Genomic DNA, 24,156 nt, shown 5'->3' on the forward strand with positions numbered 1-24,156 from the left:
GATTAATTGCTAAACAAAGGAGGCCGCTTCCGCTGCCAATCGGTTTTTTCTTGATAGGCTCGACCGAGCATAATCAGCTTTTCCTCGTCAAACAGATTAGCCAGGAACGTAATCGAAGTAGGGCTTCCGTTATCGGCAAAACCATTGGGCATACACAGCGCGGGATGACCCGTCAAATTGGTGATCTGCAATTGGTTACCGCCATAGGTCGGCGTGACGATGACGTCGTATTGTTGGAAAAGGGCATGCATCTCTTCGATCAAGATACTGCGGAATCTATTGGCTTGGATGTACTCGACCGCGGGGATAAACCGGGATGAACGGAAAAGATTGGGCCAAGCGCCCCGGTGCTGTGCCACCAATTGGTCGTCCAAGTTTAAGCGAGTGAGATCATCGAAAGCTGCTGCGCCTTCGACATAAAGTGAGATCAACATGCTGCTTGGGTCGACGGAAGTCTTCAATTCAACGGGCTCAAGCTGAAGTCCCATTTCCCGCAGGTCATCCAATACCTTTTTGTCTTTGTCGATATTGGGGCGAATGCCTTCAAAAAAAGCGGCGAAATAGCCAATCTTGAGGCTCTTGAGGGATTTGTCCGCATCAAAATTGAAAGCGGCAGGAATCGTGCTTTTGTCTTTATTGTCAAAACCATTGATCACAGAAAGTACAATCCCGTTGTCCAAAGCAGAGCGGGACATGGGTCCGACCTTGTCCATCGACCAGCTGAGGGCCATCGCCCCATGCCGGCTTACCCTGCCAAATGTCGGCCTCAGACCGGTCACGCCGTTTCGGGTCGACGGCGATACGATGCTTCCGAGGGTCTCAGTACCTATGGCAAATGGCACCAAACCGGCACTCACGGCGGAACCGGAACCGGCAGATGAACCACTGGAACCTTGTGTCAGATTCCAAGGGTTTTTGGTCACACCGCCGTACCAGACATCGCCCATCGCCAAGGCGCCAAGTGTAAATTTACCGACCAACACTGCCCCGGCTGCATCCAGCTTTTCGACGACGGTGGCAGTCTCTTCGATCACTTGGTCTTTGAAGGGAGTCGCTCCCCAAGTGGTTTTTGTTCCCTTCACCGCCAAAAGATCCTTGATGCCATAGGGTATCCCATGCAAGGGTCCTCGGTATTTTCCTTGGGCGAGTTCGGCATCCATCGCCCTGGCTTTCGCAATGGCTTCGTCCTTCATGAGTGAAATAAGACACTGCAGCGTGTCCGAATACTTTTCGATCCTATCGATGTAAATCTTCGTCAATAGCTCCGAGCTAAGCTTTTTGTCTTTAATCAATACAGAAAGCTCCGCGACGGATAGAAAGGCAATATCGACATCCCTTTTGGGTAAATCCACCTGCTTTGGCAATCCCCAATTAAAGGATTTCTGAGTCTGATCGGGCACAAAGCCGTGGGGAAGAGGATTGAAATACAGTGCGGGGGCGATGGAATTTGCCAAGGGCTGCTTGCGCATCGTCTCGAAACTCGCCCGATGGTTGCGGAGGTTTTGCAACATGCTGTCCCGCTCCACGGGCGTGAATTCGAGACCGACCAATATCTCCGCCTGGGAAATCGCTTCGGGATTGATCTCAGCGAGCATTTTCCCGCCGACAAAACCCACGGTAGTGAAAACTGCAGCCAAAAGGAGCAAAAGGAAGTGGTTCTTTTTTATCATCTGCTTATTGAAGTTTACCTTTGGATAACCAAAGCACCCGAATTTTGATTGTGCTTTGGAAGATAAACAAATCCAATGAGTCAGGAAAATACTCCCACCTATCCCATGCCGATGCGGGGCATGTTGTTGTTGATCGGCATGTACACATTTGCGTGGGCGGCATTTTTCAGGTATTTCGGTCCGGACCTCTTGCGGTGGTTTTCCATGGAGAAAGGGTTTGTGGCCAGCGCCTCCCCAACTACAATGGGAAGCATAGGGATGTTGGTGGGGTTCTTGATTTTCCTGAGCGCGTTTTATCCGATCAGCTGGAGATACCTGACCTTGGCCGGGATTATTGGGAAAATGCTCCTCTTGGCGTGGTTTCTTGGACAGTTTTTGCCCGAACTTGGCTGGAACAAGAGAACGATCTTCCATGTGGCATTTTCCGAAATCTTCTGGATGATCCCTCTGATCATAGTGTATTTTCGGGCTTTGAAAGTGAAAAAATATTTGGAGAATCAAACTTGATCGACATTGATTTGGGTAAATTTGATGATTCACAATACCCCAAAATCCGACCATGAACAGAAGAAGATTCCTCCAAACCACTACTGCCCTCACTTTGGCCAGCCAACTTCCAAACTCTGAGATCTTTGCCGCCAATCCCGCCAAAGTAGGAAACTTGGGCGTGGCGCTTTTTACCCTGCCAAAATCCCTTTCACAGGATTTTGAAGGCACGCTGGAAATGATCAGCGATATGGGCTATAGTGAGCTTGAGTTTTTTGGTCCTTACGATTACAGTGGGGAAGCGGCCAAAAAGCAGTGGGAAATGGCCGCGAAGGCACTTGGTTTCTCTGGTTCTGGATATTTTGGCAAGAGCCCAAAAGAGTTGAAAGCCCTTTTGAAAAAATACAAGCTTTCCTCTCCCGCCATCCATGTCGACCTGCCAACACTGCGTGAAAATATGGCGGGTGTGGCGGAGGCTGCGGATGTCATTGGGCACAAATATGTCGGCATTGCCATGATACCGGATGATATGCGCAAGACCCTCGATGACTACAAGCGCACGGCAGATATCTTCAATGAAGTGGGCAAGTCGGCCAAGAAATATGGTTTGACTTTCTTTTACCACAACCATGGCTATGGGCACAAACCTGTCGATGGGACCATTCCGTTTCAATTGATCTTGGACAATACAGATCCGGATCTGGTCAAGATGGAAATGGACGTTTTTTGGTTCAGTGCGGCGGGCATCAACCCCGTGGATTATCTGAAAAACAATCCCGGAAGGTTTCCCCTGCTGCATGTGAAGGATATGTCGGAGAAGAAGACTTTTGCCAAAGATGGCAGCAACATGGGCGAATGGATGGGTATGTTCCCCTATTTGGCAGATGCGGGAGCGGGTGTTTTGGATCTTGAGACGATTCTCTGCGAAGCCAAAAAAGCCGGGGCCAAGCATTTCTTCCTCGAAAAAGACAACACACCCAATCCCCAGCAGGCACTACAAGCCAGCTATGATTTCCTGTCGAAGGTGAAGTGTTGATTTAGGGGAAGATCCAATTTCAAGCAAAAAACAAAGAAACCTTGCCGGAGGATTGTTCCGATTTGGAATTTTCCCCCAACAAGGTTTTAGGTTTCAATAGGCTGAAAGAAGATAAATTATATCCGACTTTGAGGAGGGAAATTATTGCCCCTGACCCAAGGAGTATGCGGCCTTCCCGTCAAAGGCGTAGAGATTTTCTGTTTTGATCGAATCGATATTCTGATCAATCGCGTTTTTGAGCAGTTCCACAATGCTTTGCTTGGTGATGCTGACGCCGTCTTTTGGCTTAAACCTGCATCTCCAATGGTCGGTGCAGAATGTCTCCTTGAACCCATCGGGCCATACTTTGATGCCGCGGTTGGTGATCATGGTCAATTCGATACCGCCGGTTCCAATACTTTTCACCTTTTCGGCCAGCTCGTTTGGATCTAGTCCTGCCCAGTGCACAAATACATCCACTCCCACGAGTTCTTTTTTGGCAGCAGCCTTACGCTTGTACTTAGGTAGGTTCAGGGCCGAATTGTTGGCGTAGGAGACAGACTTAAGGATGGATGGCTTGTTGCCCAAGTTGGCAATCACTGCCTGTGCAAATTCCTTGGTGCCGACTTTTTGCTTGCTGGTTCCTTCTTTGAAAATGTCATAAGTGTGGATACCATCTTCCAAAGTCTTCAACCAGGCGTTTTGGACTTTCTCGGCGACCTCAGTTTGCCCGATATGGTTGAGCATCATGATGGCACCTTGCAAAAGCCCTGATGGGTTGGCCACATTTTGACCTGCTCTTCTTGGTGCCGAGCCGTGGATGGCTTCGAACATCGAGCATTCTTCGCCGATATTGGCCGAACCAGCCAATCCTACCGAGCCAGTAATCTGCGCGGCCACGTCACTCAAAACATCCCCATACAGGTTGGGCATGACGATCACATCGAAGGCCTCCGGCGTATCAGCCATTTTGGCTGCCCCGATGTCGATGATCCAGTGTTCGTTTTCTATTTCGGGATATTCCTTGGCGATCTCGTCAAATACTTGGTGGAACAGACCATCTGTCTGCTTCATGATGTTGTCTTTGGTGAAGCAGGTTACTTTCTTGCGATTCTGCTGCTTTGCATATTCAAAGGCATAGCGCACGATTTTTTCGCAACCTGGACGGCTGATAAGCTTGAGGCATTGGACCACTTCGTCGGTTTGCTGATGCTCGATGCCGGCATACAGGTCCTCCTCATTTTCCCTGACAATGACGATGTCCATCACCGGGTGCTTGGTACTTACAAAGGGATGCAGACTCATGCAAGGGCGCACGTTGGCATAAAGTCCCAGAAACTTACGCGTAGTCACATTCAGACTCTTGTAGCCACCACCCTGAGGTGTCGTGATGGGTGCCTTGAGAAAAATCTTGTTGCGGCGAATCGTGTCCCAGGATTCTGCTGCGATGCCTGAGGTATTGCCGGCGAGGTACACTTTCTCTCCCACCTCGATCTCGTCGATTTCAAGTTTGGCACCTGCTGCCAAGATGATTTCCAACGTGGCATCCATGATTTCCGGGCCGATTCCGTCGCCCTTTGCTACTGTTATCCTTGTCATATCCTCGGTGTTTTTTTGGTTAACGGTGCAAATTTGGCGGATTCAAATGATTAGTTTTTATTTATATTTAAAATGAATATTATAAAAATTTATTTATATAAAAACATGCGATCGGAGGTTGAATTTCCAAAACTCTTTGTAGGCCCTTCAGAACTCTTTTGACGAGCCTGTGGGGAACAAAAAAAGCCCAGGAAATCCCAGGCTTTCTCTTTTTTCTCGTGCATTTGATCGATACTGTCCGTTAAGTACGGTCGAAGCACACATACTTCGTACTTCTAACTTCGCACCTACTTCAAGCTTCCGATCATATCCTCAGGCCTGACCCAAGCGTCAAACTGCTCATTGGTCAAAAGTCCCAAGGCCAAGGCTGCTTCGCGAAGGCTTGTGCCTTCCTTGTGGGCTTTCTTGGCGATGGCAGCCGCATTTTCGTAGCCGATATGGGGATTGAGTGCAGTCACCAGCATCAGGGAGTTTTCCAGATGTCTTTTGATCATCGCGTGATTGGGCTCGATACCGACGGCACAGTTGTCATTGAAGGAGACACAGGCATCCCCAATCAAGCGCGCCGACTGCAGGAAGTTGGCAATGATCATCGGCTTGAAGACATTGAGCTCAAAATGTCCATTGGATCCGCCGATGCCTATCGCTACATCGTTGCCCATCACCTGTGCCGCGACCATAGTCATGGCTTCGATTTGTGTGGGATTCACTTTGCCAGGCATGATCGATGATCCGGGTTCGTTTTCGGGGATCAATATTTCACCGATTCCGGACCTTGGACCAGAGGAAAGCATCCTGATATCGTTTGCGATTTTCATTAAGCTTACTGCCAATTGCTTGATGGCGCCATGGGCTTCCACGATGGCATCATGGGCAGCCAGGGCTTCAAACTTGTTTGGTGCCGTGATGAATGGATGGCCGGAAAGCTCGGCGATCTTTTTGGCTACCAACTCGGAATATCCTTTCGGAGTGTTCAACCCAGTACCTACCGCAGTGCCGCCTAGCGCCAACTCGGTCAGGTGTGGAAGTGCATTGCGCAGCGCCCTCAGGCCATGGTCCAATTGCGCGACATAGCCCGAAAACTCCTGCCCCAGGGTAAGGGGGGTCGCATCCATGAAGTGCGTACGGCCGATCTTGACCACGCCCATGAATTCTTCCGATTTGGCTTTTAGCGTGTTGCGCAGGAGTTCGACGCAGGGAATGGTCGTCTCCACCACCATCTTGTAGGCCGCAATGTGCATGGCCGTCGGGAAGGTATCGTTGGAGGATTGGGATTTGTTGACGTCGTCGTTGGGATGGATTTTCTTCTTTGCATCCTCCAGAGAACCCCCGAGAATCACATGTGCCCGATAGGCAATGACTTCATTGGCGTTCATGTTGGATTGGGTTCCAGAACCTGTTTGCCAGATGACCAATGGAAACTGGTCGTCATGCTTGCCTGCGAGGATTTCGTCGCAGACTTGGGAAATGATTTTGGCCTTATCCTGTTCCAAAACCCCCAATTCGGCATTTGCCAAGGCGGCGGATTTTTTCAGAATCGCAAAAGCCCTCACGATCTCGATCGGCATGCGGTTCTTTTCACCACCAATTTTGAAATTGTTGATCGAGCGCTGTGTCTGTGCGCCCCAATATTTGTCCGCGGGCACCTCAACAGGCCCCATGGTATCTTTTTCAATTCTGATGCTCATATTTTGGGATGGTTATTTTCGGCCGCTAAAATAGTGTTTCAGGGGCACAATGCATAGGGATTTCGGAGCAAAGCCGCTGTGGCAAATCTCCCAGTGAATGATGTCTTCATAGGTTGAAAACAACCTTTTTGAAAATGGTCGATGCACTAGGCCCCAGGCAGCGAAATCCCTTTCACCCGTCGATAAAGGGATAATGCATGCTTGTCCGTCATGCCGGATACAAAATCGATCAAGCTCCGCAAAAGTGGATAGGGGTTGATGTTTTCTCCCCAACCTTCCATCGGGAAAGTCTCGGGCAAAAGCCGCAAGATACTTTTGTCCTGACCTGAAAAATGTTCCTGTTTGTAAAAACGATGGTAAAGCGCCTTTGCGAAAACCTGCAACAAGCCTTCCAAAACTTGAAACCCAGCAGCTTCCTTTTCCAAAACAGGTTTGGAGCGGTAAATCTTTTTTACTGAAACTGCAGAAATGGTAGCCAATGCCGCCGCCGACGGGATGATATCTGTCAGCGATCGGTCAAAATTGCCTGCGAGGATTTCAGCTTCCTTTTCCTTGAAAACCTCCACGCATTCCAATACCAACTGGCGAATGGACATCGCCCGCAAAATGCCCAATTTCTGGCTTTGGCTGGGGTAGGTGTTCAACTTTTCGGGTTTGAACTGGTCTCCCAAGATCGGGGCCAAAAGCGAAACGGCCTCCTCCAGTTGCAAAAGCCCCAAGGTGCAGCCATCCTCCAAATCGATAATGCTGTAGCAGATATCATCCGCCGCCTCTACCAAAAATGCCAAAGGATGTCGGAGGTAACAGTCATCGGCGATCGATGGGATACCCAAGGTCGTGGCCAGCTCGGCATATTCTTCCTTTTGGTTGGCAAAGAAGCCGTATTTCTTTTGGCTGCGCCGGGACTTGTCCCGCTGATCCACCAGACTTGGGCGGGGATATTTGGTAAAGGCAGCCACGGTCGCAGGTGAAAGTTTCAGCCCCGCAGCTTTGGAAAGCAGCATGCGAAATCCCTGCGCATTTCCCTCAAACTGGCACAAATCCTGCCATTCGGCGTCACCAACCAAGTTTTTCCACACCTGCCCAAATGGATGGAATTTGAAGAAATCCGAAATCGCATCCTCGCCGGCATGGCCAAAAGGTGGATTACCGATATCGTGCGTCAAGGCCGCCGCCGATACGATTGCCCCGATGTCGGAAGCGGAGATCCCATGTTGGCTGAGGTTCGGATATTTATCGATTAGAAAGTCGCCCACTGCCTTGCCGAGGGACCTGCCCACACTCGAAACTTCCAAACTGTGGGTGAGACGCGTATGGACGAAGTCGTGCTCAGGAAGTGGGAAAACTTGCGTTTTGTCTTGGAGATTCCTAAAGGGAGCGGAAAAAATGATACGATCGTAGTCAATTTCGAACTCAGTACGTGAGGATTCCACCGAAAATGCCGTGGATTTTCCAGCCTTGAGCCGATCCACTGCCAATAACTTTTCCCATTGCATCATGGCCAAAAATAGTAATTTTACCCCGTCATGAAGTACTCTTATTTGTTAATTCCGGCCTTTTTGCTCTTGATATCCTGCACGGCAGATTCAGAGCGTACGACGGCGCTGGCCAATATTTTCTTGGTGGATGCACCTGCGGATTTTGACGAAGTATGGGTAGAAGTGCTCGGCGTAGAGGTAGAAGGACCCGGGACGCGGGGACAGGACAACTCAGATCCGGTTTTTTTCCCCAATATCCTTCCCAACAAGAAGGTCAATCTGATGGCGCTTTTGGCCGACAATACTTTTCTGGTCGGACGCGGAGAATTGCAGGCGGGAAACATTACAAAGCTGAGATTGCAATTGGGCGAAACAAATTATGTCATCATCAAGGGCAAACAGTATCCCTTAGTGTTTGCTACCGAAGCGGCCCAAAATCCGGAAATCGAAGTGCGGATTCCGCTGGAAGTGGCGGTATCGCACGACATTTTTATGGATCTGGAGGTTTTCAAATCCATTACCCTGCTGCAAAATCCGGATTCGGTCTTTGTTTTTGACCCGCAGTTACGCGCATTTGATTCTTCCACCACCGGCCAAATCACTGGCAGTATCCGCCCAAGTGGTGAAGGGGCTGTCATTTATGCCATAAAAGCCAACGATACCGTAGCGGTCAGTGGTGTGGAGAAATCCTCCGGGAAATTCACCGTCCGGGGCTTGTTGGGATTGCATACGCTTTCAATCGTTCCTTTCAACGCCAAGTATTTGCCAGAGATCCGGAATGGCGTGGAGGTGAAAGCCAGAACAAGCACCCGACTCGAACCCATCACTTTGCGAGCCCGGCCATGATCGGAATGTCCCATGACGAAATGTACATGTGCAGGGCCATGGAATTGGCCCAGAAAGGACTCGGCAGCGTCAGCCCCAATCCCATGGTCGGCTGTGTGATCGTACACGGTGACACCGTCATCGGGGAAGGTTATCACCAGCAATACGGTGGCCCGCATGCAGAGCCCAACGCAGTCGCGGCGGTCAAAAATCAGGATTTGCTTACGGAATCTACGGTCTATGTCACCTTGGAGCCCTGTGCCCATTGGGGGAAAACACCTCCCTGCGCCAATCTTTTGGTAGAGAAAAAGGTCAAAAAAGTCATAATCGGGGCTTTGGATACAAATCCACTCGTCGCCGGAAAAGGAATCGAGATTCTCCGGGCAGCAGGGGTAGAAGTCGTTTCAGGTATTTTGGAACAAGAGGTCCGTTTCCAAAACCGCAGGTTTTTCTGTTTCATGGAAAAGAAACGACCCTACATCATCCTCAAATGGGCCCAAACTGCAGACGGCTTTATCGCAAGGAAAAATTTTGATTCCGAATGGATCAGCAATTCGCTCAGCCGTCAGTTGGTGCACCGCTGGCGTGCGGAGGAGGACGGCATCATGGTTGCTACCAATACCGCCCGATACGACGATCCGCAGCTCAATGTCCGCGATTGGGCAGGCCGAAATCCGACTAGGATCGTATTGGATAAACACCGTGCCCTGGACGAAAAACTGAATCTGTTCGACCAAAGCCAAGCCACGATTTGCTACACCGGAGACTATTCCGAAAAACGGGAAAACTTGGAATTCGTGGCTTTGGGTGAAAAGTTTGACTTGGGAGCCATCTTGAAAGATCTCTACGGTAGAAGAATCCAGAGTCTCATTGTCGAGGGAGGGACCAAACTGCTTCAAAGTTTCATTGACCAGAACCTTTGGGACGAAGCAAGGGTTTTTAGATCGGATACGGTTTTTGGAGAAGGGATTGAGGCGCCACTCTTGATTGGAAAAATTGAACACGAAACATTAATCGGGAACGACAAGCTTGCAATATATTTCAGAAATCAATAGCCATGGCAGAATCACTTTACATCCCCGCCTCCGCGACCAAAGCAGAGAAATACCAAGCCATTCTTCCACAAGTGGAGGCCTTGATCCAGGGCGAATCCGATACTTATGCTAACCTGGCCAACGTGGCTGCCGTGCTCAAAGAGGCATTTGGCTTTTTTTGGGTGGGTTTTTACCTGGTCAAGGGCGAGCAACTCGTTTTGGGGCCTTTCCAGGGACCATTGGCGTGCACACGGATAGGATTTGGGAAAGGTGTCTGCGGTACGGCTTGGAAGGAAGCCAAAACACAATTGGTGCCCGACGTGGAGGCTTTTCCGGGGCACATCGCCTGTAGCTCGGCATCCAAGTCCGAAATCGTGGTGCCCGGATTCAGGGAGGGGAAAGTCTGGATTGTGCTTGACGTAGACAGTGACCGCTTGGATGATTTTGACCAGGACGATGTAGCTTACTTGGAACGATTGATGGGGATTGTGGACCTCCATTCTTAACAGGACAATATCCCCTCTCGCAAAGAAAAAGAAGATCCAAAGAACGCTGAAGTATTATTCACATCAAACACCAAATGCCACTAGGCGAAAACTGCATACTGCCACTGAAAACTGACTATTTGCGTTCTTTGCTGCTTCGCCTCTTTGCGAGAAGCGAATAAGCCAGAGTCCTTCTTATTTCACTTCCCACTTTTCGATATACTTTGGCTCAAAGGCCAGCATTTTGTCTAGTAGCGAGGCTGGATCTTCATCCACGATCAAAAGGTCCATCTGGGCTTGGTGCAAAAATCCCTCTTGGCAGGCATGGGACAGAAAATCAAGCAACTTGTCAAAGTACCCGTGGAGATTATACAGTGCCAGCGGCTTTTGGATGTAGGCGAGTTGGTTTAGCGTCATGATTTCAAAAAGCTCCTCAAAAGTGCCTATCCCGCCCGGCATCGCGATGAAGCCGTCACCTTTTTCGGCCATCAGCCATTTGCGGTCACGCATGGTTTCGACTACGGTAAGTTCAGTGAGTTCCCGATGGGCGACTTCGATATCCACGAGTTTCTGAGGGATGATGCCATACACTTCTTTTCCTGCAGCCAGCATCGCATCCGCGATGACGCCCATCAAGCCGACGTTACCAGCCCCATAGACCAAGGCAAGGTCCCTTTTGGCCATTTCATTGGCCAAAGCCAAGACACCTTCGGCATAGGCGGGATTTTTTCCTTTGTTGGAACCGCAGTAGACAGTGATTTTTTTCATGGGACGGGAGTTTTGATTTTCAAAAATACATCATTCCTTCGGACGGCCTCCCAATTGGAGGATTTCTGTCTAATTTTACCGCCATGAAAATCTGCTTCGCCACCAACAACACTAAGAAAATTGCCGAGGTCAAAGCCGCCTTGGGCCCTGACTTCGACATCGTCTCCCTCGAAGCCATTGGCTGTCGGGAAGAGCTTCCCGAGACGGGGAATACCCTCGAAGCCAATGCTTTTCAGAAAGCCCGCTATGTCAAGGACCACTATGGCGTGGATTGCTTTGCCGATGATACGGGCTTGGAAGTGGATGCACTGCAGGGGGCGCCGGGAGTGTATTCTGGTAGATTTGCAGGTGAACCACGCAGCGACGAACGGAATATTTCCCTTTTGCTGGAAAAAATGAAAGGACAAACGAAACGGGCGGCCCGTTTCAAAACGGTGATTGCCTTGATATTGGATGGGAAGGAATATGCATTTGTCGGTGAAGCACAAGGGGAAATCCTGGAGGAAAGGGTCGGCACTGGAGGCTTTGGTTATGATCCCGTTTTTCGCCCTGCTGGATTTGACAAAACCTTTGCGGAGCTAAGCATGGAAGAAAAAAACGCCATCAGTCACCGAGGCAAGGCCGTCAAGGCCTTGGCTGACTTTCTGAAATAATTCCGTATTTTTGACCCCCATGAAAAAACCGTTTATTGTCGGTATCACGGGTGGTAGTGCTTCGGGCAAGACCTTATTTTTGGATAAATTGCTGCATGCCTTTGGCCCTGGCGAGGTATGTCTTATTTCCCAGGACAACTACTACAAGCCCCGCCACCTGCAGCCGGTCGACGACATGGGTATCCACAATTTTGATACGCCGGGCTCCATTGATTTCGCCCAATACGCCGAGGATATCCGCAAAATCCAAAACGGAGAGACAGTTTATAGGCAAGAATACACCTTCAACAATCCCAACAAAAAACCAAAAATCCTTGAATTCGCACCTGCGCCGGTCGTCGTGGTGGAAGGGATTTTTGTGCTCTACTATCCCGAATTGGCTGATTTGTTGGATTTGAAAATCTTTATCGATGCCAAGGAATACATCAAGCTAAAGCGGAGGATCGTGCGGGACAAGGTCGAGCGCGGTTACGACCTTGACGATGTGCTCTATCGCTATGAGATGCACGTGATGCCAACCTATGAGAAATACATCGAGCCATTCAAAAGCGATGCAGACCTCATCGTCACCAACAATCGGAACTTCGACAAGGCATTGGATGTAATCAGGACCTACTTACGGGCAAAGACTAAGATCGCGCTTTGATTTTCACTCCCTTTGCATAATTCCTACTTTTCCCTTTGGAAATCGCATTTCTTTCTATATTTGCGTCCCATGACCAAAACGAGGAACCATACCGCATTGTGGAAACAAAGATTGAGCCTGATGCTCGTGTTTGTTTTTTGCCTTCTGGTATCGGCGTCTGAGTATTTTCCCCACGAAACCAAGCAATCCAACGGTACTGAGCAACAGGACGGTGATGCCCAAGACGCACCTTCGGACCACGACACGTATCTCAACGTTGCGGTGGACGCCGTGGTGCCTTTTGCCGTGGGGGTCGCTTCTCAGGTGTTTCACCTGATCTATGAGCATATCACTTTTGAGCCACCCATCCTTTCTGGTCATTCGGTTTCGGTCCCATTGAATTTTCCTTTTTGGGAGATATTACTCGAGCGCATCATCTCTCCCAATGCGCCCTGATTCGTTTTTTTAACTCATCCATTTTGATCCCTTTGGGATTACAATCCAATTCGTCACCAAAACAAATCAACAATCAATATGCGTAACCAAGGTGTTATCGTGTTTTTGACGGTAGTCATTACAGCATTGTGTCTGTATTACCTGTCATTCACATTTGTATCCAACAATATCCAGCAAAAAGCCGAGGCTTTCGCCACGGATGCCGGAGGCAATATCGACTTCGGTAAAAAACAAGCGTATCTCGACTCCATCTACCGAGAGCCGGTGTACAACTTCCTCGGCGCCAAATTCACGTTTAAGGAAATCAAGGAAACCGAACTCGGTCTAGGCCTTGACCTTCAGGGTGGTATGCACGTCACTTTGGAAGTTTCCCCGGTGGAAATTCTGAAGGGACTCTCCGGTAATAGCAAAGACCCGGCTTTCAATGCAGCATTGGAAGACGCTACCCAGCAGGCTAAAACCTCCAACCAGAAATTCGTCAACCTATTTTACAGTGCTTGGCAAGAAAAAGCAGCCGGTAAAAACCTGAGCTCAGTATTCGCTACTGCCGCAAACCGTGGCAGGATTTCTTTGGAATCCTCTGATAGCGACATCCTTCAGATCATCGACACGGAGGTTGAAAATGCTATCGACCGTTCTTTCAATATCTTGAGGACCAGGGTGGACCGTTTTGGTACTTCCCAGCCCAATATCCAGCGAATCCAAGGTTCGGGTAGAATCCAAATCGAACTTCCTGGCGTGTCCAATCCTGAAAGGGTTAGAAACCTGCTCCAAGGTGTGGCTAAGCTCCAGTTTTGGGAAGTTGCCGAGCCAAATGAGTACTTCATGGAGTTGCAGGCGGTCAATGACTTCCTCGTATCCGAAGCAGTGGCAAAAAAGGCCGCAGATACCGGAGCGACCACTCCTGCGCAGCAAGACAGCTTGGCGGCTAGTGAGTTGGAACAGCAATTGTCAAAAGGAACTGATTCTCTTGACCTTTCCTCTTCAGTTTCCCCCATTTTCGCCCTTTCCAAAGGTGGGGGTGCTCTCGTATATGAGGTTCGCGACACGGTGACGATCAACAGGATTTTCGCACGCGAGGACGTGAAATCCCTTTTGCCAAGAAACACCAAGTTCCTTTGGTCTGTAAAGCCTGACAATACGACTGGCGTGGAGCTTTTGGAATTGTTCGGTATCAAAACTGATAGGACGGGAGACCAAGCGCCATTGGAAGGGGATGTCATCACGGACGCACGTCAGACTTTGGACCAGACTTCCCGCCCTGCAGTCAGCATGCAAATGAATGCTGATGGCGCAAGGAAATGGAGAAAATTGACAGGGGACAATATCGGCAGAAGAATCGCGGTTGTGCTTGACGATTTCGTCTACACAGCTCCGATGGTACAAGGTGAAATCCCTTCTGGACAGTCTGAAATCACTGGTAACTTCACGATCGATGAAGCCAAGGACTTGGCAAACATCCTGAAATCAGGCTCCCTTCCTGCCCCAACCAAAATCGTGGAAGAAGCCATCATCGGCCCAACTTTGGGTAAAGAAGCACAAAGCCAGGGTATCATTTCGATGGTCGCAGGCTTGGTATTGGTCGTATTGTTCATGATCGCCTACTACTCCAAGGGAGGCTTGGTAGCCATCGCCGCGCTGGTATTCAACATTTTCTTTATCCTCGGTATCCTTGCCCAATTGGGTGCTGCATTGACTTTGCCAGGTATCGCGGGTATTGTGTTGACCATCGGTATGTCGATTGACGCCAACGTCTTGATCTTTGAGCGGATCAAGGAAGAATTGGCAAATGGGTCAAATCTGCTTGCCGCCATCAACCAGGGTTACAGCAAGGCGTTTTCATCCATCTTTGACTCCAACCTGACCACCTTCTTGGTCGGTGCGATTTTGTATGCTTTGGGCCAAGGTCCGGTAAAGGGCTTCGCGATTGTCTTGATGATCGGTATTGCGTCTTCATTCTTCTCAGCTGTGTTTATCACGAGGCTGATCGTGCATTGGATGTCCAAAAAAGGCGACAAGAGCAATATCTCCTTCTCTACCCCATTTGCAAAAGGCTTGCTCAACAACCTCAATATTGACTTCATGGGCAAGCGTAAGGTTGCCTATCTCATTTCGTCAAGCATAATCGTGTTGGGCTTGGCGATCGGTATGATCAATGGTTTGAAGTTTGGTGTGGACTTTACGGGAGGTAGATCTTATATCGTAGCTTTCTCCCAGGCCTTGCCTGCATCCGACCTCAAGGTGGGTTTGGACAATGAATTCGAAGGATCCGTGGAAGTCAAAACCTACGGTGCCGACAACATCATGAAAGTGACCACTTCCTACATGATCAATGAGGACGATGACAACTCCAATGCAGAAGTCGAGAGAAAAGTTCGTGACGGAATCGCTGCAGTAACTGGACTGACCTATGCCACTGACGCAAGCAATTTGGGATCCGGCCAGTTTGCAATCACAGGATCTTCCAAAGTAGGTGCAACCGTTGCAGACGATATCAAGAAATCTTCTGCTGAGGCGATGTTCTTCGCTTTGGCTGCAATTTTCCTCTATATCTTGTTGAGATTCCGCAAGTGGCAGTTCTCTTTGGGATCAATTGTAGCTTTGGTTCATGACGTGTTGTTTGTGGTAGCAGCCTTTGCGATTGCCAATGCCTTGGGTGCAAATTTTGAAATTGACCAAGTCTTTATCGCTGCGATATTGACCGTGGTGGGTTATTCTATCAACGACACGGTGATTGTATTTGATCGTATCCGCGAAAATCTCGAGGTAAGGGGTACTACGAAGCTTACCCAAATGTTCAATGACGCTTTGAACCAGACTCTTTCAAGAACGCTTATCACTTCCTTTACGACATTGATTGTGGTGATCGTCCTCTTGCTATTTGGCGGACAGGTATTGGGAGGATTCTCCTTTGCATTGTTTGTCGGTATCGTCGTGGGTACTTATTCGTCTATCTACATTGCTTCCCCAATCGTGGTGGATTTGATGAAGAAAGAGCTTGAAGCGGAAAAAGCAGAAGTTGTCCCTGCCAAGAAAAAGGCTTAAACGAAACAATTTTGGCTAAAAAAGGGCGGTGATTCTGGGAATTGCCGCCCTTTTTTTCTGCTTTTTCGAAAAAATACCCCAAACAGGGGATTTTTTAGTTTTTGTGTATCGCTTACCTTTCTGACAAATTGAAACCTATGTTTGGAAGTATTTATTTGACAGTCATCGCCTTTGGCCTCGTTGCATCGGCTTTGTATTTGGTCTTCGATAAAAAAACCGATCATCCTTCACAACGGATTTTTTTAGGCATCCTCGCCATGGTGTTGGTATTGGAAACAATCGGCCTGCTTACAGCAAGACAGCACATCAACAACTCCCTCGGATACAATATTGGTTTTGTATACCTGGAATCCCTGCTGCTGATAGGCTACTTCTATTTTATGGAAAAAACCCTGTTTTTCAGAAAGATCATCCTTCTTGTCACGCTTTTTCTGTCGGTCTGGGGCATGATTGTCTCGGTTCAGCTTCAGGATATCCGAACCGTCTTTCAATATTTCGCTTTTTTGCCCTTTGGTATTTTTATCCTTTTCCTATCAGGAAGGCTCCTCAGCCAAATCCTCAACCTTAGGATGTTCGAAGACTGGAATCTTTTGTTGTTGCCACATTTCTGGATTTCGACCGCGATTGTGTTTTTTTATATTGAAGCGATTTTGATTTTTGGAGCCTATCAGTTTGAGCCCGAGTTTGTCATCGCGAATGTAAAAGTGCTTTTTGGATTCAACAGGTTTATTGCCGGTTCGATGTATTTTGTGTTTGGTTTTGCATTTTTTATTCCGTTGATTTATGAGAGAATCCTACAGAAAAGGCACTTGAGCTGAGGGATTGGGTTTCTTTTTTCACCAATAAATCAATCAACCATGACTCGGGAACAACTGGAGCTATTCCGACGGGCTTATGATAAGTCCGTGAAAAAATGCATTAAAGGCAAAAACAAAAACGGTAAGGATATCGCCGAGCAATCGGATTGGGTATTCTTCGACCGGGACCTGATACAGTCCCTACTCGATATGACTGATCCGAAGACCGGCGGGCTTAAGATGTATTTTGGACAATACGATAAGGAAAACCTGGATATCATTCCCCTAGACCGCAAGGATCGGGAAGATTATATCGGCAGAATGTCCATTGCCATCGCAGCGGCAAACAGGACTGAAGGGGGGATTATTGATGTAATGGATGAAAGCAGCGATCCTGCACTTAGGTCACAATCCTCTGGGGATTCCGTTAGAAACCTTGGACAACTATGTCCGCCTAATTGTAATCCGTAAAGCAAGTGGGATTATCGAACTGGTACAACCTTATGATTTGGGCAGGGATGCTATTCAGCATTCCCTGTTTTTTTTTGGATTTGAAAGAGTTTAGAAGTAGCCACAGACTGGTATTCATAATCTTGACACTGGTGTCTGCCGTCGAGTTTTATGGGAAGTATCTGGGCCTACGCGGGATTAACAACGGTTGGATATACAATATTGGCGCCGTATATGGAGAAACGATCTTGATATTGTTCTTCCTCGCAGTTGCTGTAAATAATCAAAAAAGCAAGTTTTTGCTTCGGTCAACTGCAGGAGCGTTTTTCTTATATTCGATGGTGTACACGATCTTCTTTCGTCCAATTGATCAATTCCACAATTTCAGCGTGACTGTAGCAAGCCTATTAATTATCTTTGGCTGTTTTTATTACTTTTTTGAAATCATGTTTTATGATTATTATCTCGAAAAGCAACTGTGGAAAATCCCTGATTTTTGGGTGGCAACGCTATTGCTACTTTTCTTCAGTTCCTCTTTTCTTTTTTTCGCGTTTTTCCCAAAGGTAATCGCGATGGATGCCAAACTTTGGGGCACGCTGAATTTCATGTTGAAGTTGATCGGAGGCACAATGTATCTATCTTTTGGTTTGGTGTATTATCTCCCCTTGCTGAGGGAAGGAAATCAGGATGATTTCCCAAATGATTTGGCAACAAGTAAATCTTGATGCCTAAATATCTGGAGTAAGAAAAAAATGCAAAAAACGGCTATCCATGCAAGATGAAGGATCAGACTTATTTCTAATCATCCTCCTGGGCTTCTTCCTGATGCTCTTGATGGTTTCGTTTATCGTGCTTATGCTACTGTACCACCGTCAGAAGCAGATTAAAAACAGGGAACGGCTCAAAGCCATCCAAACCGAATACGAAAAGACCATCCTCAACGTGGAAAAGGAGATTAGGGAGGACGTACTTGCCTTTGTCGGCAGGGAGCTTCATGACAATGTCGGTCAGCTACTTTCCCTCGCCAAACTCAATCTGTCCAGCACCAAGCCCGAGAAAATATCCGATGGCAAAAACATGCTCAATGACATCATCAGAGAGGTACGTTCACTCAGCAAGGCGCTGAACCTAGATTGGGTGGAAACGATAAGCTTGGAAGATTTTATAAAAAGGGAACTGGAAAAAATCGGCAACCTTGAGTTTTGTACCGTGGATTTTGCATCCGATGGGCCATCCCTCACGTTGAGCAAGGACCAAAAGTTGGTGCTGTTTCGAATCATCCAAGAATGCCTCAACAACGCCATCAAACATGCGCAGCCTAGTATGATTGCGATCGAAATCAATGCAGGGAAATCACCAACAGAGATTTTGATCAAGGATGATGGAAAAGGATTTGATCTCAGGCAACAATCCAACGGACAGGGGCTCCGCAACCTCCAATACAGGATGGAAACCATCGGCGGTAAACTCGAGCTCATTGCCGCCCCGGGAAAAGGTACGCAGGTCAAACTCCTTTTGCCGAATTGACTTTCTTCCCCTATATTTTCGATTCATTGAATCACCATGATCCGTATAGCGCTTGCCGATGACCATAAAATGTTTGCAAAAGGCATAGCGGGCCTTTTGGAGGAAGAGGACGATCTGCGCGTGGACGGGATTTTTTCCAATGGAAAGGATTTACTTGACTTTTTGAAAACTCATCAAGTCGATGTCATCCTGACCGACATGAATATGCCTGTGCTCGACGGGGCGGGGGTATTGGAAGCCATCAAAGAAACCAGTCCAAAGACCAAAGCCATCGTATTGTCCATGTACCACGACGAGGCGATCTACAACCGATGCATGAAACTCGGGGCCGATGCCTACGTGCTCAAAAACTCCGATCCAGATGAATTGATCTATACGGTCCGGGAGGTTTTCGAAGGGAACTATCTTCCCAGCTACTCCAAGCTTCAGCAGCAAACCGAGTCTGACGAATACACGGACTACTACAAGCTCAAATTCCAGCTTTCCAAGCGAGAGACACAGATTCTCCGCATGATCAAAAATGGCATGACCAACAAAGAAATTGCGGCAAGCCTTAACCTGAGTTTGTTCACCGTAGAGGCGCATCGAAAAAAGATCCACTCCAAGTTGAAAGTAAGCTCAGTCAGCGAACTTATCAGAAAAGCCATCGACATCGGAATATGAAAAAGATCAAGGTCGCACTCGTTGGGTATGGTTCCGTGGGAGAAAAAATCCACGCCCCGCTGATCCACGAGAATCCCGAAATGGAGCTGACTGCTGTCGTAGAACGGCACGCTTCCAAATCGCAGGAAAAATATCCGCAGGTAAAGGTTTTTAGAAGCCTTGAAGCGCTTTTGGAAGCCGATGTAGTGGACTTGGTCGTGATCGTCACGCCCAATGAGCTGCATTTTCCCCAAGCCAAACTCGCCTTGGAATCAGGTATTCATGTTGTCGTGGACAAGCCGGTAACGGTATTTTCTGGGCAAGCCAAGCAATTGGATGCGCTCGCAAAGGAAAAAGGAAGGCTGTTGTCGGTATTCCAAAACCGGCGCTGGGACGGGGATTTTTTAACTGTTAAAGAGATTCTCCAACAGGGCATATTGGGAAGGATTGTGCATTTCGAGTCGCACTTTGACCGGTTTAGGCCACATTTGGTCAACAACTGGCGGGAAAAGGACTTACCGGGAAGCGGGATTACCTATGATCTCGGTACGCATTTGATCGACCAAGCAGTCGTGCTTTTTGGAAAGCCGGATTGGGTGTATGCAGACATCCTGAAACAGCGAACCGAAGCCGCGGCGGATGATTTTTTTGATATGACGCTGATGTATGGGGATTTGAAAGTCAGGCTGACAGCCTCAGTCATGGTGAATGCACCACTGCCAAGGTTTTTGGTTTTGGGAGAAAAGGGCAGCTATTCCAAATACGGCCTCGACGTGCAGGAAAAAGCCATGAAGGCTGGCCTTCCGCCAAGGGGAGATGATTGGGGTGTGGAACCCGAGGAATCCTGGGGTAAACTTTACCTGGAAAACGAAACCAAACCTTACCCGACATTGGGGGGAGACTATCGCCTTTTCTACCAAAATATCGCGGATGCTATTTTGGGCAGGACCGCGCTTCAGGTGAAAATGGAGGAAGCTATGATGGTTTTGGAGATTATTGAGGCCGCTTTCAAAAGCCATCAAGAAGGTAGGAGGGTTGTCTTGGGGTGATTTTCGCTATCCAGCTTCCCCTGAAGCAGGATTTTGTGTGTATCAGCTCTTGCCAAGAAAGTGCTGTTTTCGGAAAAGCAGCACAACCCAGCTTTTTGATAGGTCCCTCTCCACGATAGCAATCAAAGGTTTTCGGAAGGTTTTTAGGGAGGGTGGATGGCCCAGTAGGTTGGGGATTATTAACATACGATGTAGGAATGACGTTTTATAACACACATAAAATTTATAATCAGGAAATTGGTAGTGGAAGATAAAGAACTAGAACTTGTTGTTTCTTTCTTGAAAGAGGAGTTAAACTTGAAAAATAAAATCATTAAGAAAACTACCTCTCTTTCTGATCTTGGATTAGATGGAGATGATTCGCTGGAATTAATGGTCAAATTTTTCAAAAGATTTAATATTGAGTATGAGGGGACCAACTTTTTAGAATTTATACCTAAGGAGTCAGGATTCCTGTACGCTACGTTAAATAGTCTATTGGGAATACCTAGTAAAGGAAGTGACGTTGAAATTTATGTTCAGGATCTACTTTATTCTTTGTTAAAGAAAAGATGGAGTAAATAGATAGGAGCAGCAATGTATCGCAGGAAAGATTGGCAAAAGAAGTAGTAGCCGAAGAGGCGGTGATTTTCGCTTATCCTGCTTCTCCTGAAGCCGGATTTTGTGTGTGTCAGTTCTTGTCAAGAAAGAGCTGCTTTCGGAAAAGCTGCACAACCCATCTATTCTTTTTTCCTCCTTGCTATTCGACCAATTTCTTTAATTTTGCGGCCTATGGCAAAAACCGAACAAACTGCGGAAAATACGCAACTGAAAGATATTATCGCCCATGCCAAAGAGTATGGGTTTGTGTACCCATCTTCCGAAATCTATGATGGCCTTCAGGCTGTGTACGATTATGGAGCGTATGGGGTAGAGTTGAAAAACAACCTCAAGCGCTTGTGGTGGGAAACGATGACCCGCCTCAACGAGAACATCGTGGGCATCGATGCGGCGATCTTTATGCATCCGACGACTTGGAAAGCATCCGGACACGTCGATAGCTTCAACGATCCCATGATCGACAACAAGGACAGCAAAAAACGCTACCGCGCGGATGTCCTTGTCGAAGAACACGCCGCCAAGCTGGAAAAAGAAGGCCAAGTGGAAAAAGCGAAATCGCTTACAGCCGCGCTGGCAAGACTTTTGGAAGCGGAGGATTTTGCTGCCGTGCGCGAACTGATCGTCAACGAAGGCATCAAATGCCCGATTTCAGGTACGTCCAATTGGACAGAAGTGCGTCAGTTCAACCTGATGTTCAGCACCCAAGTTGGGTCGGTAGCGGAAGATGCTTCCACCATTTACCTCAGACCTGAGACCGCACAGGGTATATTTGTCAATTTCCTCAATGTCCAAAAGACGGCAAGGATGAAGGTTCCCTTTGGTATCGCCCAAATAGGCAAGGCATTTAGGAATGAGATCGTAGCAAGGCAATTCATCTTCAGGATGCGCGAGTTTGAGCAAATGGAGATGCAGTTTTTCGTTCGCCCAGGCTCGGAGTTGGATTGGTACAAGGAATGGGCCGCCACGCGTATGCAATGGCACAAGGCTCTGGGTATTCCTGAGGAAAAACTACGCAGGCACGACCACGAGAAGCTCGCGCACTATGCCAATGCGGCGATGGACATCGAGTATGAGTTCCCCTTTGGCTTCAAGGAAGTGGAAGGTATCCACTCCCGCACGGATTTTGACTTGAAAAGCCATCAGGAATACTCCAAAAAGAAACAGCAATATTTCGATCCCGAGATCAACCAAAATTACATCCCTTACGTGATCGAAACTTCCATCGGTGCCGACAGGCTCTTTTTGATGACGCTCTGCAATGCCTATGTAGACGAGCAATCCGAGGAAAAACAAAGGACTTACTTGCGCTTGCACCCGGCTATCGCGCCTGTGAAAGCCGCTATTCTTCCTTTGGTGAAAAAAGATGGATTGCCCGAAAAAGCACGCGAAATCGTGGATTTGTTGAAATATGACTTCAACATTATCTATGAAGAAGCGGCTTCGATCGGCAAGCGGTATACGCGTCAGGATTTGATCGGGACGCCGTTTTGCATTGCTGTCGATCATCAGACATTGGAAGACAATATGGTGACGATTCGTCATAGGGACACGACCGAACAGGAGCGCGTTCCGATTGCCGAGCTCCACAGCCGCTTGACGGAAGCTTGCAGCTTCAGGCGCATTTTCGAAAAACTCTAATCAAAAAGCCCCTTGAAGACCAGCAAGGGGCTTTTTCTTTTCGTAAATCCGCGGCATTTTTCCCTTTTCAAAACAAATCCCCATATTTCAAAAGTTAAGCTCAATATCAAAAAAACAGCATGGGAAACAACGCCATCATCATCGGTTCGGGGATTGCGGGGATCGCGGCATCGATTCGCTTGGCCAACAAGGGCTACCAGGTGGAGGTCTTCGAAGCGAACGCGTATCCAGGTGGGAAACTTTCGGAAATTGAGATCCAAGGCTATCGGTTTGATGCGGGGCCATCGCTCTTTACACTTCCCGAACAGGTAGAGGAGCTGTTTCGGATTTCGGGGAAAAACCCGGACGACCATTTCCAATACATCAAGCTTCCCGTTGTTTGCCATTACTTTTGGGAGGATGGTACGCGGCTCAATGCATTTGCCGATTTGGATCAATTTGCGCAGGAAGTCGAACAGCAACTCGGCGAGCCGGCAGTGCACGTACATGCGGCTTTGGAACGATCCTCGTACATCTATCAGCATTTGGCACCGCTGTTCATGCACCGCTCACTGCACCGATTCGGCACCTGGGTCAATAAGGATGCGCTCAAGTCTTACTTTAGGATGGGCAAGTTGGGGGTTTTTAGTACGATGAACCGAGCGAATGAAAAGCATTTTCAAAACCCCAAAGTCGTGCAGCTGTTCAATCGCTACGCCACCTACAACGGCTCCAATCCTTACGAGACCCCGGCGACCTTGAACATCATTCCGCATTTGGAATTCAATATCGGAGCATTCTTTCCCAACAAAGGCATGCACGATATCACGCTGAGTCTTTACCGATTGGCTTTGGACTTGGGCGTGAAATTCCATTTTGGTCAAAAAGTCGAGGAAATCCTCGTCGAAAATGGACAGGCAGCTGGTGTCAGCATCAAAGGGACCCGGCATACCGCCGAACTTGTGGTGACCAATATGGACATGGTCAATGCCTACAAGACCATCCTGCGGAAGCAAAAGCAGCCAAAACTACTGTTGAACCAACCCAAATCGAGCTCGGCCCTGATTTTCTATTGGGGGATCAAAAAGGACTTCGCCGAATTGGATTTGCACAACATTTTTTTCTCGGAAAACTACCGGGAGGAATTCAGCCATATTTTCCAAAAAGGAACGATTTACCACGATCCGACGGTCTACATCAATATCACATCGGTTTACAAAAAAGACGACGCTCCCGAGGGCTGTATGAATTGGTTTACCATGATCAATGTACCCAACAACCAGGGTCAGGATTGGGATAGGTTGATCAAAGAGGCTCGAAAAAACATCCTTAAAAAACTGAATCGAATCCTGCAAACGGAGGTCGAGTCCCTGATTGAAGTAGAGGATATCCTCGACCCAAGAACGATCGAATCGCGCACCTCAAGTGCCAATGGTGCGCTCTACGGCAACAGCTCGAACAACAAGTATGCGGCATTCCTGCGCCACGCCAATTTTTCCTCCGAGATCAAAAACCTCTACTTCTGCGGCGGCAGCGTCCATCCCGGGGGAGGCATTCCGCTCTGCCTGCTTTCCGCCAAAATCATGGCAGAAATGATACCCGAAGGGAAATAAAAAAGCCTTCAGGATTGCGGTCCTGAAGGCTCAT

General features: G+C 48.1%; 23 protein-coding genes. 18 read left to right on the top strand and 5 right to left on the bottom strand.

The features are described 5' to 3' along the window. Nucleotides 1–2: 2 nt before the first annotated feature. Nucleotides 3–1,670, bottom strand: a complete 1,668-nt coding sequence (locus tag L0U89_RS01660) for an amidase (RefSeq protein ID WP_234859919.1) — start codon at nucleotides 1,668–1,670, stop codon at nucleotides 3–5. A 75-nt stretch (nucleotides 1,671–1,745) separates the two neighbouring features. Between L0U89_RS01660 and L0U89_RS01665 the strand changes: the two genes are divergently transcribed. Both L0U89_RS01665 and L0U89_RS01670 read left to right on the top strand, forming a co-directional pair. Next, nucleotides 1,746–2,177: a hypothetical protein gene (locus L0U89_RS01665; RefSeq protein WP_234859920.1), complete on the top strand. Its 432-nt coding sequence runs from the start codon at nucleotides 1,746–1,748 to the stop codon at nucleotides 2,175–2,177. 52 nt (nucleotides 2,178–2,229) lie between these two features. After that, entirely contained in the window at nucleotides 2,230–3,192 is a 963-nt protein-coding gene (locus L0U89_RS01670; RefSeq protein WP_234859921.1) for a sugar phosphate isomerase/epimerase family protein, read from the top strand. 141 nt (nucleotides 3,193–3,333) lie between these two features. Here L0U89_RS01670 and L0U89_RS01675 read toward each other — a convergent pair whose 3' ends face one another. From L0U89_RS01675 to dgt, 3 genes are all read right to left on the bottom strand, one after another. Further along, nucleotides 3,334–4,770, bottom strand: a complete 1,437-nt coding sequence (locus tag L0U89_RS01675; RefSeq protein ID WP_234859922.1) for an NADP-dependent isocitrate dehydrogenase — start codon at nucleotides 4,768–4,770, stop codon at nucleotides 3,334–3,336. A 287-nt stretch (nucleotides 4,771–5,057) separates the two neighbouring features. Then, nucleotides 5,058–6,458 carry a class II fumarate hydratase gene (gene fumC / locus L0U89_RS01680; RefSeq protein ID WP_234859923.1) on the bottom strand — a complete coding sequence of 467 codons (1,401 nt, stop codon included), beginning with the start codon at nucleotides 6,456–6,458 and terminating at the stop codon, nucleotides 5,058–5,060. 146 nt (nucleotides 6,459–6,604) lie between these two features. After that, nucleotides 6,605–7,957: a dGTP triphosphohydrolase gene (gene dgt, locus L0U89_RS01685; protein WP_439651531.1), complete on the bottom strand. Its 1,353-nt coding sequence runs from the start codon at nucleotides 7,955–7,957 to the stop codon at nucleotides 6,605–6,607. Nucleotides 7,958–7,984: 27 nt separating this feature from the next. Here dgt and L0U89_RS01690 point away from each other — a divergent pair, with 27 nt between their 5' ends. From L0U89_RS01690 to L0U89_RS01700, 3 genes are read left to right on the top strand one after another with little or no spacing between them, the layout of a single operon-like run. Next, complete coding sequence (locus L0U89_RS01690; protein WP_234859924.1) at nucleotides 7,985–8,782, top strand: DUF4382 domain-containing protein; 798 nt, start codon at nucleotides 7,985–7,987, stop codon at nucleotides 8,780–8,782. Between the two features lie 5 nt (nucleotides 8,783–8,787). After that, nucleotides 8,788–9,816: a bifunctional diaminohydroxyphosphoribosylaminopyrimidine deaminase/5-amino-6-(5-phosphoribosylamino)uracil reductase RibD gene (gene ribD, locus L0U89_RS01695; protein WP_234859925.1), complete on the top strand. Its 1,029-nt coding sequence runs from the start codon at nucleotides 8,788–8,790 to the stop codon at nucleotides 9,814–9,816. 2 nt (nucleotides 9,817–9,818) lie between these two features. After that, nucleotides 9,819–10,301 (top strand): free L-methionine (R)-S-oxide reductase MsrC, encoded by a 483-nt coding sequence (locus L0U89_RS01700; protein WP_234859926.1) that lies wholly within the window; start codon nucleotides 9,819–9,821, stop codon nucleotides 10,299–10,301. 174 nt (nucleotides 10,302–10,475) lie between these two features. Here L0U89_RS01700 and L0U89_RS01705 read toward each other — a convergent pair whose 3' ends face one another. Continuing rightward, nucleotides 10,476–11,048 (bottom strand): LOG family protein, encoded by a 573-nt coding sequence (locus L0U89_RS01705; RefSeq protein WP_234859927.1) that lies wholly within the window; start codon nucleotides 11,046–11,048, stop codon nucleotides 10,476–10,478. Nucleotides 11,049–11,131: 83 nt separating this feature from the next. Here L0U89_RS01705 and L0U89_RS01710 point away from each other — a divergent pair, with 83 nt between their 5' ends. The 13 genes from L0U89_RS01710 to crtD all read left to right on the top strand — a co-directional run bounded on the left by L0U89_RS01710 (nucleotide 11,132) and on the right by crtD (nucleotide 24,122). Further along, entirely contained in the window at nucleotides 11,132–11,701 is a 570-nt protein-coding gene (locus L0U89_RS01710) for a non-canonical purine NTP diphosphatase (protein WP_234859928.1), read from the top strand. 19 nt (nucleotides 11,702–11,720) lie between these two features. Next, complete coding sequence (locus tag L0U89_RS01715; protein WP_234859929.1) at nucleotides 11,721–12,347, top strand: uridine kinase family protein; 627 nt, start codon at nucleotides 11,721–11,723, stop codon at nucleotides 12,345–12,347. Nucleotides 12,348–12,416: 69 nt separating this feature from the next. Beyond that, nucleotides 12,417–12,782 carry a hypothetical protein gene (locus L0U89_RS01720; RefSeq protein WP_234859930.1) on the top strand — a complete coding sequence of 122 codons (366 nt, stop codon included), beginning with the start codon at nucleotides 12,417–12,419 and terminating at the stop codon, nucleotides 12,780–12,782. Nucleotides 12,783–12,860: 78 nt separating this feature from the next. Beyond that, nucleotides 12,861–15,827, top strand: coding sequence for a protein translocase subunit SecDF (gene secDF, locus L0U89_RS01725; protein ID WP_234859931.1), 2,967 nt, complete (start codon nucleotides 12,861–12,863; stop codon nucleotides 15,825–15,827). Nucleotides 15,828–15,964: 137 nt separating this feature from the next. Beyond that, complete coding sequence (locus L0U89_RS01730; protein WP_234859932.1) at nucleotides 15,965–16,645, top strand: hypothetical protein; 681 nt, start codon at nucleotides 15,965–15,967, stop codon at nucleotides 16,643–16,645. Between the two features lie 39 nt (nucleotides 16,646–16,684). Then, a complete protein-coding gene (locus L0U89_RS01735) occupies nucleotides 16,685–17,095 on the top strand; it encodes a hypothetical protein (protein WP_234859933.1) in 411 nt (136 codons plus the stop codon). Between the two features lie 122 nt (nucleotides 17,096–17,217). After that, nucleotides 17,218–17,799: a hypothetical protein gene (locus tag L0U89_RS01740; protein WP_234859934.1), complete on the top strand. Its 582-nt coding sequence runs from the start codon at nucleotides 17,218–17,220 to the stop codon at nucleotides 17,797–17,799. A 46-nt stretch (nucleotides 17,800–17,845) separates the two neighbouring features. Continuing rightward, entirely contained in the window at nucleotides 17,846–18,601 is a 756-nt protein-coding gene (locus L0U89_RS01745; protein WP_234859935.1) for a sensor histidine kinase, read from the top strand. Between the two features lie 36 nt (nucleotides 18,602–18,637). Beyond that, the gene (locus L0U89_RS01750) at nucleotides 18,638–19,264 is read left to right on the top strand and encodes a response regulator (RefSeq protein WP_234859936.1); all 627 of its coding nucleotides are present in this window, start codon (nucleotides 18,638–18,640) and stop codon (nucleotides 19,262–19,264) included. Further along, the gene (locus L0U89_RS01755; RefSeq protein ID WP_234859937.1) at nucleotides 19,261–20,292 is read left to right on the top strand and encodes an oxidoreductase; all 1,032 of its coding nucleotides are present in this window, start codon (nucleotides 19,261–19,263) and stop codon (nucleotides 20,290–20,292) included. The genes L0U89_RS01750 and L0U89_RS01755 overlap by 4 nt, the downstream gene beginning before the upstream one ends. A 243-nt stretch (nucleotides 20,293–20,535) precedes the next feature. Next, nucleotides 20,536–20,856 (top strand): DUF1493 family protein, encoded by a 321-nt coding sequence (locus tag L0U89_RS01760; RefSeq protein WP_234859938.1) that lies wholly within the window; start codon nucleotides 20,536–20,538, stop codon nucleotides 20,854–20,856. Nucleotides 20,857–21,063: 207 nt separating this feature from the next. Next, nucleotides 21,064–22,530: a glycine--tRNA ligase gene (locus L0U89_RS01765; RefSeq protein ID WP_008631055.1), complete on the top strand. Its 1,467-nt coding sequence runs from the start codon at nucleotides 21,064–21,066 to the stop codon at nucleotides 22,528–22,530. Nucleotides 22,531–22,649: 119 nt separating this feature from the next. Next, the gene (gene crtD / locus L0U89_RS01770) at nucleotides 22,650–24,122 is read left to right on the top strand and encodes a 1-hydroxycarotenoid 3,4-desaturase CrtD (protein ID WP_234859939.1); all 1,473 of its coding nucleotides are present in this window, start codon (nucleotides 22,650–22,652) and stop codon (nucleotides 24,120–24,122) included. Nucleotides 24,123–24,156: the final 34 nt, after the last annotated feature.

This window comes from Mariniradius sediminis (assembly GCF_021491425.1).
Lineage (GTDB): Bacteria > Bacteroidota > Bacteroidia > Cytophagales > Cyclobacteriaceae > Mariniradius > Mariniradius saccharolyticus.